A 14,530-nucleotide genomic window follows, 5' to 3' on the forward strand; every position below is an offset into this window, starting at 1 on the left:
AATTGTTTACGGGACTAACGCTAATGGTGGGTCGGTCACCTGGAGCTCCGCCAGGAACCTCTGAGTCAGCACCGCTTCGAGTTCCGCGACCCGCTCCGGCGCCACGTTGTCGATCTTTCCCCCCGCCATCATGCCATGTCCGCCGGCGGCGCCGATGCCGGCCACGAGCTTGCGGATCAGTTCGCCAGCGTTGATCTCCTCGCTGGTGGTCCGGATGGAGAGAATCAGTTCCTGGCTGTAGTGCCCCAGGCAGAGAACGGTCTCGGTCCCCTCCAGCCGCACCAGGAGGTCGGCCAGCTCCGAGACTACCTCGGGGAACTGCACCCCGTCCAGGGAGGCGACCAGGACCTTGCCGTAGAGGCTGGCATGTTCCAGCGCGCTGTGCAGCGCGATGAAGTACTCCCTGGGGAGGTTGGGCCGGGTGATGCTGTTCAGCAGGGTCTTGTTGGCCAGGGGGAAGAGGACCAGGTAAGCGTCCCGGTCCGGCCTGGTTGCCTCGCGCCCCAGGTCCTGGGTCTCCGACTTGATGGCGTAGAAGAGCGCGGTGGCCAGCTTGGTCCCCACCGAGACCCCCTGCACCTTCAGATACTCGTACAGGATGGTGGCGGTGGTGCCGTAGTTGGGGCGGATATCGACCCAGCGACAGGACGCGCTGCTGTCGCGCATGGGATGGTGGTCGATGACGATGTCGGCGCGCACCTCGGGGGGAAGCGAGTTGTTGCCGGTGCCGGGCTGGGTGTCCAAAAGACAGATTACGGGGAAGGCCTTCAGGTCGATCAGCGGGAACGGCGTGAGCGGGATCTGCAGCAGCTTCGCCATGGCCAGGTTCTCGCTTCGCCCTATCATGCCGGAGAAGGCGATCACCGCCTCACGGTTCAGTCGTACCGCGAAGAGGTGCCTGAGCGCCATGGCCGAGGCGAGCGAGTCCGGGTCGGGATTGTCGTGCACCACGATGAGGATGCGGCCTCGTCCGCTGACCCAGGTGAGCATGGCGTCGGTATAGGAAAGCAAATCGGTGCGAGTTTCGATTTCCGCCAATGGGCACCCCCGGCTGGTGAACTGCAAACCCGTGAAGTTTATCCCACGCCCGGCGCGGGTGCAAAAAAAAAGGGAGGCAAGAGCCTCCCTTTGGGTCGTTTGGATGAGGGTTTTGGATCAGAACTTGCCGCGCAGCAGTTCGGCCATGGCGACGATGTTGCTCTGCCCCTTGACGTTCCCTTCCCTGAATTCGGGGTGGATGGTGGGAATGGCGAACTTCACCTTGCCGTTGTCGTATTCGGCCAGGGACCTGGAAGTGGTGACCGCGCCGTAGACGGCGCCAACGATGACACCGATACCCGCGCCGATGCCTACGTTCTGCAAATGGTCACCGGGCTTGTCGGTGAAAGCGAGCATGGCGGCGCCGACCAGGCCGCCGGCGAGACCGCCGTAGAAAGAATCCTCGAAGATGGTCTTCATTGCGTTTTCGTCTGCGAAACAGGGAGTTGCAATAGAGAGGAGGGTTACTACGATAGCCACGGCGCGCTTCAGGTTCTTCATACGTTCCCCTTTTCCGGTTCATGCAGAGATGCGCCATCACTACTGCAAATCAGAGGCCAAAAAAGGTATGACACCACAATAATCCGCTAACCATCTGAAATTACGTAAGCGACACGTCAAGATGAACTAAAGGGGAAAAGGTGAAACACTGGGGAAGGGTTCTTTAATGTGCTGTAAACGCCTCACATCACTGGCTCTTCTGACAAAAAACGTTATTAACCGGGATTTTACGTCACCACCGTGAAAAGACGGTGGTGTGGCAAATTTGCAACAGCTACGCGATAAGCTTAAGCACCCACCGGATTTCGTCGTCCTTGCTGGAGACCTTTCCGTTCATCCTTGCGCTCAACACCGCGTCCAGAAGTTCCCGGTAGATCGGACCGGGTTTGATGCCCAGCCGTTTCAGCTCTTCCCCTCCGATGAGGGGCTCCATACCGTGCAGCTTGGTGAAATAAAGGGAGATGCAGCGCTTGGTTTCGGGGTTGTGGCTTCTGGCCATGTGATAGAGCAGGATCTCGACGGAAAGCACGCGCAGGGTGAAGTAGATCTCGCTGCTCTCCAGCCGCTCCTGCCGCGCGAGTTTGCGCTCCATGGCGCCGATCAGTTCCTCGCCCTGGCGCCGCATCTCGGCCAGGTGCTCCCTCTGGTGCTCACTGACGGCAAGCCTGGTGCAGGTGGCCCAGAACTGTTCATGCGAGAGCACCTCGCACAGCGCGAGGAAGTACACCGCCCAGCGCTCGTAGGGACGCTCCAGGTACAAGAGGTCGAACCAGGACACCACGTAGCGCACTTCCTCCAGGGCGGCCTGCAATTCCGGCGTCAACTCGATGGAGGGATGGATAAAGCGCAAAAGCCCCAGCGAGGCCATGCGGCCGATGCCCTGCAGCGGTTCCTTTTCCCTCAGGATCTGCACCAGTTCGGAGAGGAGCCTCCTGCCGCCGAGCTTCACCAGGAAGTCCATCTTCACCGCGTTCTTGATCAGGTCCTCGGTGTGCTTGGCGATCTTGAAGTTGAGGCGCTGCTCGAAGCGGATGGCGCGGAACACCCGGGTCGGGTCCTCGACGAAGGAGAGGTTGTGCAGCACGCGGATCACCTTGGCCTGCAGGTCGCGGTAGGCTCCGAAATAGTCGATCAGCTTCCCGAAGGACTGGCTGTTGAGCGCGATGGCCAGGGTGTTCACGGTGAAGTCGCGGCGGTACAGGTCCATCTTCAGCGAGGAGCGCTCCACGGTGGGGAGTGCTCCGGGCGAGACGTAGTACTCGAGCCTGGTGCTGGCCACGTCGATCTTGAAGCCGTTGGGGAAGACGATCACGGCGGTGCCGAACTTCTCGTGGCTCTTCACCCGGCAGCCGAACTCGGCGGCAAAGGTCTCGGCGAAAAGGATGCCGTCACCGTCGACGGTGACGTCGACATCGGCATTCTGCTGCCCGAGCAGCAGGTCGCGCACGAAGCCGCCGACCGCGTAGACCGGGAGATCGAGCCGGTCGCCGACCCGCCCCAGGTTGTGCAGGATCTCGACCGAGCTCTTGGGGAGGTAGCGCCTCATCATCCCCTCGACCTCGCGGTTCTTCACCTGGATGGCGTCGCGGGACAGGTCGTAGATCGCCTCGCCCCCCAGGCTGTAGCGCAAAAGGTCGGTCCGGGTGATTACGCCCACCAGCCGCCCCTGGTCGAGGACCGGCACCAGGCGGGAATCGCCCCCCACCATGTAGCTCTGGATCTCGCTGATCGGCGTTTCCGGGTTGGCGGCGTAAAACTCCGAGTGCATGTACTCGGAAATGGGCACCGCGTTGAGGTTGTGGTAGAGGGCCTTCTCCACCGTCTTGCGCGAGATGATGCCCAGCACCTGGTCGCCCGAGAGCACCGGCATGGCGCTCACGTTGTAGCGCACCAGTCGCTCGCGCGCCTCCTCGATGGTGCAGTCGGGGGGAAGCGTCTTGACCGGCGAGGACATGATGCTGCGCGCGACGCGGATCGGATCGACCCGTTTTTTCAGCACGGCGTCCAGCTGCTCCAGCACCTGGATCAGGGTAAACCCGCGCACCGTGGCCGACGCCGCGGTAGCGTGCCCTCCCCCGCCCAGTTCGCGCAGGATCTCGCCCACCCTCACCTCCGGGATGCGGCTGCGGCCGACGATGAAGACCCGGTCCTGCATCCCCACCACCAGGAACAGCACCTGCAGGTTCTCCATGTCGCGGATCATGTGCGCCAGCGAGGCGATGTCGCCGATATAGCGGTCCACCGAGGCGTGCGCAACCGAGACGTCCACCCCCTTGAGCGAACTGGTCTTCAGCGAGGTGAGCAGGTCGTTCAGCAGCGAGACCTGTTCCACGGTCAGTTCCCGGCCGATGGAGTCGGCGACCTCGTTCAGCTGGGCGCCGCGCTCCAGGAGCCAGGCCGCCACCGCGTAGTCTTCGGCCGTGGTCGAGGGGAAGGTGAGGTTGCCGGTGTCCTCGTGGATGCCGAGCATCATCAGGGTGGCCTCAGCGGGACTCACCTCGATGCCGCGCTGCATCAAAAGCGTCGCGAGGATGGTGGTGGTGGAGCCGCAGGGACGGATGATGCCGCCGTCGGCCTTGAGATCGCCGGAACTGATGGGGTGATGGTCGTAGATCAGCAGCTCCACCCCCTCCTTCTGGGCGAGCTCGCCCAACTTGGCCAGGCGGGCGGAGTGCTGGCAGTCGACGACGATGAGACGGGTTACGGTGGAGAAATCCACGTCCTTGATGCGCAGGGACTCGAATTCAGGGTGTGGCGCTTTCTGGAAGAAGTCCCGCACCCCTTTTTCCTGGGCGCCGGAAAAGACCAGGACCGCATCGGGATGGAGCTTTTTGGCAGCGACCATGGACCCGATGCAGTCGAAATCGGCGTTGACGTGGGTGGTGATTATCTCCATCAGGAAACCATCAGGGCGGCGTAGGCGACGACGCTGTTCAGGTCGCCGTTCACCTCGCCGCTGGTGGTGTAGTGCACCAGGCGGCAGGAGTCGGCTCCCATGATCTTGGCCGCGACCAGGAGCGCGGTGGCCGGGATGACCCCGCACATGGTGATGTTCTTCTCGCGGCAGACTTTCAAAAGTCCCTCCGGATCCAGGTCGGCGAGCCGGGCCAGCGCCTGGTCGTCCTTCACCTTGGCAGCGGCGGCGGACTCGTAGTGGGTCATGTCGGAGCTGGCCACGATGAGCACGTCTTCGCCGTAGGCGGCGATGGCACGGGCGATCCCCTCGCCGATCCGGGCGATGGAGGGATAGTCGGGGAGCGCCAGGCAGAGGGCGGCGATGGAGACGCGGGGGTTACGGTACTGCAGGAAAGGGACCTGGACTTCCAGGGAGTGCTCGAAGCGGTGCGCCAGCGGATCCTCACGGACCAGCGGGGCGTTTTCGAGGATGAGTTGCGACAGGCGCCGGTTGACCGGCACCGGGCCCAGCGGCGTGAGCCATTCGTTCTCCGGGGCGAGCGCCGCGGCTACACCGGCGCCGGTGTGGTTCGGCCCCAGGATCAGCACGGCATCGGGGACCTCGATCGCGGCGTAGACCTTGCCTGCCGCCTTGCCGGAATAGACGTAGCCCGCATGCGGGGCAATGATGCCGATTGCCTTGCGGGTCTCACCCTGCGGCATCATCTCTGCGAGCTCCCGGCGGAGCCGGTTGGGATCGCCGGTGTAGAACTTACCAGCTACTGCAGGTTGCCGTACCATACCAGCCTCCTTTTGCGGAAATGCTAATGAACAGCGCACCAGGCAATATTTTAACTCAGCAGCGATTACCCTTCAACGGGTTCCAAGGAGTCAATGGAATCAACGGATTCGAGGGAAGCGTCGGTTTCCACAGAGTCGGCGGCAGGCGCGGAGTCGGTGGCAACGCCGGATCCCAGCGGGAGCGCCGGCTGGTCGGCGAACGGATCGGGCGGCACCAGTTCCTGGATCTCCTTGAGCGTCGGGAGCTGGTTCAGGTCCTTCAGGCCGAAGAGTTCCAGGAATTCACGGCTGGTGCCGTAGATGAGCGGCTTGCCGGGAACGTCCTTCTTGCCCATGATGCGCAGCAGCTTCTTTTCCAGGAGGCTCTTCATGACCCCGCCGGAATCGACGCCGCGCAGGTACTCCACCTCGGCGCGGGTGATGGGTTGGCGATAGGCGACGATGGCCAGTGTCTCCAGGGCGGACTGGCTGAATTTCACGCCTTTGGTCTTGTTGAGCCTGCGGATGTAGTCGCCGTGCTCGGGACGGCTGCGCAGCTGGTAGCCCCCGGCCACCTGGATCAACACTATGCCGCGCTCGGCGGTTTCGTAATCCTGGATCAACTCGTCCAGCGCGGCGCGCAGGTCGGCACGGTCGTACTCCTCCAGGATGCCGGCCAACCGGTCCAGCGTGAGCGGCTGGTCGTGGACGAACAGGATGCTTTCAACGATTCCTTTTAGCGACTTTCCCGACAACAGATGCCTCCGTAGACCTTAAAAACCAAACCTGACTAGCGATGAACTTCCGCCAAGATGCCAACCCCCCTCTCCCTCCGGGAGAGGGCTGGGGTGAGGGTGCTGCAATAGGCAATGATCCTCCTTCGTGGCACCTCCCTCACCCGCCCTTCGGGCACCCTCTCCCGGAGGGAGAGGGGCTTGCAGGTGCCTGTCCCCTTAGGGGTTGGGTAACGTGGCTGGGCGGAATGGAGCGTTCCGCTAGAGGGACAGGCACCTAAACGGAGCCAGTCCCTTCCGCAACGCCCTCGCCCTCTTCGCCTCCCTCACCCTCTCCTTCCTCTTTGGCTGCCAGATGGAGCCAGATGGAGCCCATGCTGTCCATCTGCACTACCTTGATCAGCTTGAGCTTGCACAGCTCGAGGATGGAGAGGAAGGTGACCACCAGGAGATCGCGGGTCATGCCGGTGTTGAAGAGCGAGTCGAAACAGACGGTCTTCTCGGCATGCAGGATGGAGAGCACTTCGCCGATGCGGTCGGCGATGGAGATGCCGTCGGCTACGACGTCGTGGAAGGTGTCGACCGAGACGCGCGCCAGCACCTTCTGGAAGGCCTCGATCAACTCGAACAGCTCGACGTCGGCCGGCTCTTCCACCGGATCCAGTTCACCCAGTTCGGGGGAGTCGAACTTGCGGGCAAAGACCTCGCGCCCCAGGAGGTTGCGGCAGTTGAGCATCTGCGAAGCGTCGCGGTAGCGCTGGTACTCCAGGAGGCGCCGCACCAGTTCCGCGCGCGGGTCCTCCACCTCGCCATCGGCGTCCTCCTCCGGGGTAACCGGCAGGAGCATGCGCGACTTGATCTGCAGCAGCGTCGCCGCCATCACGAGGAACTCACCCGCGATATCCAGGTTGAGATCCTTCATGATCTCCATGTAGTCGAGGTACTGCCTGGTAATGGCAGCGATAGGGATGTTGTAGATGTCCACCTCGTTCTTCTTGATGAGGTGGAGCAGGAGGTCCAACGGTCCCTCGAACTCCTCGATCTGCACCCGGTACGACTGCTCCAGGGCTTCGGAGAAAAGGTTGCTTTGCATCTCTTCGAGCGACAAAAAAACTCCTAAAAAGCGGTTCAACGTTCAATGTTCAACGTTCGAGAGGGATTTCCGCGACGGGCGAGGTCGCCGTTACTTGTTACTCCCCTGACCGCTCAACGTGACAAAGGTGCCGCCGAGATGCCGCTCCCCACAGGCAGAAGGTACATCGAACGTTGAACGTTGAACCTTGAACGTCCGTTAAAGCCGTTAAAGCCGTTAGACTTTGAGCGCCGCGCGGGCCTCGTCCATGGTCTGCTTGGCGACGACTTCGGCCTTGCGGCTCCCTTCGGCCAGCACTTCATCCACCAGGCCCGGCTTCTCGGCCAGCTCCACGCGCTTCTCGCGGAACGGCGCCAGGGTATCGACCATGGCCTGGGCCAGGATCTTCTTGCAGTCTACGCAGCCAAGCTGCGCGCCGCGGCACCCTTCGACGATCTCGGCACGCTTGTCGGCATCGACGTAGAGGGAATGCAGGGTGAAGGCCACGCAGCGGTCCGGCTCGCCCGGATCACGCTTGAAGGGGCGCAGGGTGTCGGTGACCATGGACATGACCTTCTTCCTGGTCTCCTCGGCGTCATCGGACAGGAAGATGGCGTTGCCGTAGCTCTTGCTCATCTTGCGGCCGTCGATGCCCAGCACCTTCGGGGTCTCGGTCAAGAGCGCGGCCGGCTCCGGGAAGACCTCGCCGTAGAGGTAGTTGAAGCGGCGGGCGATCTCGCGGGTGATCTCCAGGTGCGGGATCTGGTCCTGCCCCACGGGGACGCGCGCGGCCTTGTACACGATGATGTCGGAAGCCATCAGCACCGGGTAGCCGAGGAAGCCGAAGGTGGAGAGGTCCTTGGTGGTCAGGTTCTCCTGCATCTCCTTGTAGGTCGGGTTGCGCTCCAGCCAGGAGACCGGGGTGATCATGGAGAGGATCAGGTTCAGCTCCGCATGCTGCGGCACCCGGCTCTGCTTGAAGATCACGCTCTGCTCCGGGTCGATTCCGAAAGCGAGCCAGTCGAGCACCATCTCGTTGATGCTGTCCTGGATACCGTCCGTGCTGGCGTACTCGGTGGTCAGCGAGTGCCAGTCGGCGGCAAAGAAGAAGCACTCGAAGTTGCGCTGCAGTTCCATCCAGTTGGACAGAACCCCGTGGTAGTGCCCCAGGTGCAGCTTTCCGGTCGGTCTCATGCCGCTAACGATACGGTTGTTGCTCATAGAATCGAACTCCTTTTTGGATTCTGCTCCCCTACCCCTTCATCATCAGCTTGGTGACACCGAAGACCAGGTTCGCGTAGGGACCGGCCAGCAGGTGCACGCCGAAGTTGAGGGCGGGTGCAATTACATAACTAAAGGCATTGGTTAGAAACACCAACGCCACGATGATGATCATGCCGAACGGCTCCACCCTTGCCAGCGCCATGGACAGCCCGTACGGCAGCAATCCGACCGCGACCCGTCCCCCGTCCAGGGGCGGCACCGGGATCAGGTTGAACACGCCCAGCAGCAGGTTGATGTAGACCGAGAACGCAAGCATCAGGGTGATCGGGTCGGCGAAGGCGGCCAGCATCGACCCGTCGGCGGCGCCCTGGGTGCCGGCTATCACGGCGCGCATGGCAACAGCCGAAACCGTTGCCAGGCAGAAGTTGGTGATGGGGCCGGCGGCTGCGACCCAGATCATGTCCCGTTTGGGGTGACGCAGGTTGCCGAAGTTGACCGGCACCGGTTTGGCCCAACCGATCCCGATCACGAAGATCATCAGCGTGCCCAGGATATCGAGGTGTTTCAGCGGGTTGAGCGTCAGGCGCCCCAGGTATCTCGCCGTGTTGTCGCCGAACCTGTCTGCGACCCAGCCGTGCGACACCTCATGGCAGGTAATTGCCATCAACGCGGGAACCAACATGATGGACAACTTTATGAAGAACTCTTCCATGTCTTCCTTTAAGCCGGGTTAGCTACAAGCCCTATGTCTCTAGCAGATCGGTGCCGGAAAGTCAACGATAGCAGGCGATTGGCGGGGATGAGCGCTTCACCGTGTCCCCTCTCCCTCTGGGAGAGGGTGGCCGGAGGCCGGGTGAGGGCGGCGCCACGAAGCGATATCTAGCCTAAGGCAGTGCCCTCACCCCAACCCTCTCCCGGGGGGAGAGGGAGAGTGGACGAAAGCCGACGGTCCTCTAAACTTCTGTGACCGTCTCGTGCCTTGCCTCGTGCCCCCAAAGCTGCAGGATCAACCCGCCGAAAAGGAGCACAGCACCGCCGAATCCCTGCAGCGGGGTGATGCGCTCGCCGAGCAGGATGACGGACAGGAGCACGGTGATCAGCGGCTCCAACATGCTGATGATGGAGGCGTTGGTGGCGCCGATCAGGCGCAGGCCGGCAAAGAATCCCATGACGCCGAACAACGTCGGGAAGACGGCGATACCGACGATGGAAAGCCACCCACGCAGGCTAACATCCAGGATCAATTCACCCTTGGCGGCGCCATAGCAGAAGAAGGCAAGCCCGGCGGCGGTGCAGACCCAGAGCGAGGTCACCATGGGATCGATGTTCTTGAGGATTCGATTGCCGATGATGATGTAGCAGCTGTAGATCACCGCGGCCCCAAGGACGGAAAGGACGCCTGCAAGCTGCGCCCCTTCGAACGACGCCCCCAGCACCAGGACGAGTCCTACCGAACAGACCACGAGTGCGATCCCCTTGGGCGCGTTGAAGCGCTCGTCCCCCACGATCAGCGCCAGAATGGTGACTAGGGCGGGATAGGTGTACAGGAGCATGCCGGTGAGCGACGCGGGGAGGTAATGGATGGCGTTGGCGTAAAGCCCGGACATGCCGCCGTAGCCGACCGCGCCCATGAGGATGAGCTGCAGCGCGGTCCTGCGGTCCAGGCTGCAGTTGATGCCGCGGGCGCGCAGGATGCCGAAGAGAAAGAGGCCAGCCAGCAGGAAACGCCCGGCCAGTACCGTGCTGATATTGGCGCCGCCGGCGAACGCGCTTTTTATGAGGATGCCGAGCGTGGCGAATCCCGCCGCCGACGCGACGATGAACCAGGCTCCACGGTGTTTGTTATTCATGAACAAATGTCCTTATTGATTAGCAACGCGCGAAAATCTTCCGCTAATGCCCTCTCCCTCCGGGAGAGGGTGCCCGAAGGGCGGGTGAGGGAGGTACCACGAAGGGGGATCATCGCCTATTGCAGCGCCCTCACCCCAGCCCTCTCCCAGAGGGAGAGGGGGCGTATGAATGAGGGTTAGTCGAGTTGTATGGTCTGGTCGGTAATCTCGGTGAAGCTCACGTCGTGACTGACCAGGAAGAGCTGGTCGTACCAGTGTTCGGTGACTTCCTCCTGGCCGACGTCGATGGCGCGGAAGGCCTTGGCCAGGTTCTCGCGCCGCTCGGCGTCGAGGTTCGAGGTGGGCTCGTCGAAGAAGGCGATGCGGGCGCCGATGGTTTGCAGCAGGGCCAGGCGCAGCGCCACGACGGCGCTCATCATCTGCCCTCCGGAGAGCTGGTCGTCGCTGCGCTCCCTCATGTTACCGTCCACCATGTCCTTGAGCACGATCTGGTAATTTTCGCCCCAGAGCAGTTCCTCGTCGGACTCGCTGATGCTGCGGTAAATGCGGTCGGCGCGGAAGCTGATCTCTTCGCGGAACCGCTCGGAAAGCTGGGCCGATACATTCTTGAAGACCTGGTTGCGCAGGAACTTGACCAGGTCGGCCTGCTCCTTCAGCTTCTCGATGGCCGCCAGTTTCTGCTCGATCTCGGCGGCGACGGCGCGCAGCGCCGAGGTCTCCCCTTCCAGCCGCACCACCCCTTCGGCTATGGCGCCAATCTCGGATTTCAGCCTCGTAGCCGCCATCACCAGTTGCTCGCGATCGTTCTTCGCGGCCTCGTGCTGCTCAGGGCGATAATCGGCCACGAGCTTTGCCAGTTCGGCCTGCTTGGCGGCCAGTGTCGTGGCGAGCGCCTGCAGTCCACGTTGGTATTTCTCCAGCGTCTCCTGGTGCTTGCCCAGCTCTTCCGCCGCCTTCTGGTTGGCGATGTAGGTATCGCGCGCGGGCTGGAAACGAACCAGCTCTTCCTCGGCGTCCTTCAGGCTCCGCTCCACATCGGCGAAAGCGGCGACTTCGGTTTTCCGCGCTCCCACCTCCGTGAGCAACGCGGCAAGCCGCGCGCCGTGTTGCGCCACAGACTGCTCGCGCAGGACAGCCTTTTTTTGCGCGTCGGCCATCTCGCGCTCCTTTTGTTCCAGCGCCTCCCCTCGTGCCGACAGTTCGGCGAGCTTGCGTGCACATTCCTGGACCGGCTCGGCCGCCTGCTTCACACGCTCTTCCAGGGCCGTTTCCAGCTTGCTGATAACACCCTGCCAGGCATCCGTCGCCTGGGCCAGTGCGCTCCGGCGCTGCTGTGGTGCGGCCGCCAGTTCGACGTCGGCGCCGGACAATTCCGCAAGAGAAATCCCGGTAACACCGGCAGTTGCCAACCACTCTTCAAGCGGAGCACGAAGTGCTGGTGTGGCGATCTGGGCGTAGTTGCGGCTGAATTCTTCCTCCTGCCTGGTCCGCTCCAGCCCCGCCTTGGTCAACTCCAGGGCCACCTGCTCCACCCCTGCCAACTCACGAGCGGCCTGCTGCGCGGTGCTGACCTGTGCCGCTAGGTCAGCCGCCTTACGGTCCAGGGCTGCTATCTCATCATCGAGGGCGGCGATGCGGGCATCGAAGAGATCTGCCGGGTCACCCCCCTGCAGGATCTGGCAGGGCTCCTGGAAGAACGGGCAGGCCCCTGCCCCGATCTTGTCGCGCCCCTCGATCAGGGAATGCCTGCGCCCGGCGAGTTCGGACCGCTGCGTCTGGATCTGCTCCAGTTGAAGCTGGCGCGCCGCCAACTGTTCTGCCTCCGCCTTGAGCGGCGCAGCCCCCGCCAACACGCTCTCGCGTTCGCTGATCTGCCGGTCGATATCTTCGATCCGGCTCAGGGCGACGTTGAGGTACGGGAGCGTCGTCTCAAGGTTGTGCATGGGGAGCTTGCGGAAAAGAATCCGGCTCTGCTCCGCCGCAGCCAGTCCCTGGGCCGCCACGGTCTCGAGCTTTTTCTGCTCCGCCAGGGCCGTCGCCAGTGCGTCCTGGTCGCTCTTCAGGCGCGTGCGCTCCGCGTCCATCGTCGACCTGGCCAGTTCGAGTTCGCGGCTCTCCGCGTCCAACATCGCCTGAACGCTCCCCTGCTCCCGCTCCAGGTCGGCAAGCTTCTTTTCCAGTTGATGCTTCTGCTGTTGCTGCTCGCGCAGTTCTTTGAGCTTGGCCTCGGCCGCGTCGTATCCCTGCTTCCCCGCGGCCGACGCCGCGACCACCGCCGCCGCCTGACGCGATTGCTCGACCAGCAGTTGTTGGGTGGAGACGTAGTTCTTGCCGGATTCGACCCGCTCTTCCAGCCCCTGCACCTCCTGCTGGATGGCCTGGATCGCCTCCTTCTTCGACTCCAGCGTGGCCAACAAGGCCGTCGCATGCTCAAGCTCCGCGGTCTTCGTCGCCAGCTCGGTCCGCTTGGACTCGCCCTGCGCCCGTAGGAGCGCCAGCTCCTCTTCCTTGGCGGGGAGGACGGCAACCTGCTCCGACTTGCTATCCACCTCGGCCTGCAGCACGTCGACCTTTGCCTTAATGGTGCTGGTCAAAACCTTTGTTTTGTCTTGTGTCTTGCGCCATGCATCGATGCCGAGGATCTCGTCAAAGGCATCCTGGCGCTTGGCGGGCTGCTTGATCACGAAGGGGCCGAGGAAGTCGTTCTGGAAGGGGCCGATCACCAGCTTGAACTGTTCCGACAGCGGCCGCCCGGCGGAGAGTCCGAGCAGTTGCGCGATACGCGCCTCGGTCTCCTCCATGTTGGCGTGTTCCTCGACTTCGAACTCGCCGCCGATCTCCCTGGCCAGGAGCCATTTGCCGGCAGCCCCCACGGTGCGCGTCACCCGGTACATCTCGCCCGGCGCGGGTTCGAAAACTACTGCGATCTCGCCGCGCTTGGCGCCGATGGTAAGGAAGCGTTCCGCATTGGAGACGAAATCCTTGGCGTCGACGCCGAAGAGGGCGTAGCCGATCGCCTCGAAGATGGTGCTCTTGCCCGAGCCGTTGGCGCCGGAAAGGACGTTGATCCCCGGGGAGAAGACCAGTTCCTTGTCGCGGTGCGACTTGATGTTCCTGAGGTGGACCGAGACTATGCGCACTGGTCACCTCCCGAAGAGAGCAGACTTAAAAGCTCCTCGCCTTCCACGTCTCCCTTGAGCACCAGGTCCCGCAGCGCCAGGCTCAGGCGCGTCAATTCATCCACGCGCCCCTGGTAGTGGCTGTTGGCCCCGATCAGCTCGCCCAAGACGTCCCGCTCTATCTCAGCGAGGCTCTTCTTGACCTTCTCCTCCCCTCCCCCGCCGGCGACCAGGGAGAGGTGGTTCTTGATCTCCAGGTGCAACGGCTCGCAGATCTCGCACAGCGACGCGCGCAGACGGTCGCGGCTCAACTCGAAGGGGTGGAAACCAACCTTACCGGCCAGGCGCACTTCGACAAGCGGTGCCCGGTCATCCGCGCAACCGGCGAGCTTCTGCGCCATTTGAGCTTTGAACAGCTCCAGGGCGTCCGTTGCGTTGCCCGCCCCGTCCAGGTTGGCGGTGACCACCAGCATCGGCCGCGGCGTGGTGCGGCGGAATTCATGCTGAACCTTCCCGTCCTGATCCAGCGCGACCAGGTAGTACCCTTTGTCGTAGCGCTCCTCCCCGAAGTTGACGCAATCGGGCGAGCCGGGGTTGAAGGCGTAGGGGCGACCGTCGGCATCGTTGACGATGTAGGGCTTATGCCCGTGGCCCAGAGCGACGTAATCGAAGCATGCCGCCAGGGGTTGCGCCTCTTCGGGCTTTATGTTGCCGATCTCGACCGGAGAATAGGTCCAGACACCGACGTGGAAGAGCAGGATGTTGCGCCTGGTGCTGATGGCGTCGCAAATGCGGGGGACATGGTTGCCCGCCTGGGAGCCGATATAACCGAGGCCGTAGATGTTCACCCCTTTGACCTCGATGTGCCCGCCGCTCCCCTGCTCCGGGTCGAACGCGTCGAAGAGGTAGCCGCCATCGGCGCTCCTGGAGGGGCGCAGCAGGTAGATGTAGCCCAACTGCGAGAGCGCTTCCATCCAGGAGATGCTGTCGCGGCGGTGGATCCAGTCGTGGTTACCTTCCACGGCAAGGCAGGGGATGCCGGCATCCTTCAAGGGCTGCAGGATCTCGATGGTCTTGGCGAAGGTCCTGGGGAGAATCTGGCCGGTGTGGAACAGGTCGCCGCCGATGAGGACGAAGTCGACCTGCTCGCGCACGGCGTCGGTGACGATGGCGGCGAAGGTGGTGAAGAAGTCCTGGTAACGCTGGGCGTCACAGCCGGAGGCGCGGTAGGTCTTGCCGAGATGAACGTCGGAGGTGTGGATGAAGCGAACGGGCATGCATGCTCCGGGAAAAGTGAATTGCACAGGTATAACGCCG

10 protein-coding genes and 1 pseudogene are annotated in these 14,530 nt (G+C 62.9%); all 11 read right to left on the minus strand.

Annotation, left to right across the window (positions count from 1 at the left end; all coding sequences use genetic code 11):
• Positions 1-6: 6 nt before the first annotated feature.
• The gene (locus H7687_RS06635; RefSeq protein ID WP_183346899.1) at positions 7-1,029 is read right to left on the minus strand and encodes a DHH family phosphoesterase; all 1,023 of its coding nucleotides are present in this window, start codon (positions 1,027-1,029) and stop codon (positions 7-9) included.
• A gap of 126 nt (positions 1,030-1,155) precedes the next feature.
• The gene (locus H7687_RS06640) at positions 1,156-1,539 is read right to left on the minus strand and encodes a hypothetical protein (RefSeq protein WP_183346280.1); all 384 of its coding nucleotides are present in this window, start codon (positions 1,537-1,539) and stop codon (positions 1,156-1,158) included.
• Between the two features lie 274 nt (positions 1,540-1,813).
• Entirely contained in the window at positions 1,814-4,435 is a 2,622-nt protein-coding gene (locus H7687_RS06645; RefSeq protein ID WP_183346281.1) for a CBS domain-containing protein, read from the minus strand.
• Entirely contained in the window at positions 4,435-5,235 is an 801-nt protein-coding gene (gene amrB / locus H7687_RS06650) for an AmmeMemoRadiSam system protein B (RefSeq protein WP_183346282.1), read from the minus strand. Before amrB ends, H7687_RS06645 begins: the two co-directional genes overlap by 1 nt.
• Positions 5,236-5,402: 167 nt before the next feature.
• Positions 5,403-5,969 (minus strand): annotated as a pseudogene (scpB, locus tag H7687_RS06655) (SMC-Scp complex subunit ScpB); the annotation flags it as partial.
• A gap of 256 nt (positions 5,970-6,225) precedes the next feature.
• On the minus strand, positions 6,226-7,056 hold the full coding sequence (locus H7687_RS06660) for a segregation and condensation protein A (protein ID WP_183346283.1): 831 nt from the start codon (positions 7,054-7,056) through the stop codon (positions 6,226-6,228).
• Positions 7,057-7,257: 201 nt separating this feature from the next.
• The gene (trpS, locus tag H7687_RS06665) at positions 7,258-8,241 is read right to left on the minus strand and encodes a tryptophan--tRNA ligase (RefSeq protein WP_183346284.1); all 984 of its coding nucleotides are present in this window, start codon (positions 8,239-8,241) and stop codon (positions 7,258-7,260) included.
• Between the two features lie 31 nt (positions 8,242-8,272).
• The gene (locus tag H7687_RS06670; protein WP_183346285.1) at positions 8,273-8,956 is read right to left on the minus strand and encodes a site-2 protease family protein; all 684 of its coding nucleotides are present in this window, start codon (positions 8,954-8,956) and stop codon (positions 8,273-8,275) included.
• Between the two features lie 241 nt (positions 8,957-9,197).
• Complete coding sequence (locus H7687_RS06675; RefSeq protein WP_183346286.1) at positions 9,198-10,094, minus strand: DMT family transporter; 897 nt, start codon at positions 10,092-10,094, stop codon at positions 9,198-9,200.
• Positions 10,095-10,270: 176 nt separating this feature from the next.
• Positions 10,271-13,234 carry an AAA family ATPase gene (locus H7687_RS06680; protein WP_183346287.1) on the minus strand — a complete coding sequence of 988 codons (2,964 nt, stop codon included), beginning with the start codon at positions 13,232-13,234 and terminating at the stop codon, positions 10,271-10,273.
• Complete coding sequence (locus H7687_RS06685; RefSeq protein WP_183346288.1) at positions 13,225-14,490, minus strand: metallophosphoesterase family protein; 1,266 nt, start codon at positions 14,488-14,490, stop codon at positions 13,225-13,227. Before H7687_RS06685 ends, H7687_RS06680 begins: the two co-directional genes overlap by 10 nt.
• Positions 14,491-14,530: the final 40 nt, after the last annotated feature.

Source organism: Geomonas paludis, assembly GCF_014193585.1.
Taxonomy (GTDB): domain Bacteria; phylum Desulfobacterota; class Desulfuromonadia; order Geobacterales; family Geobacteraceae; genus Geomonas; species Geomonas paludis.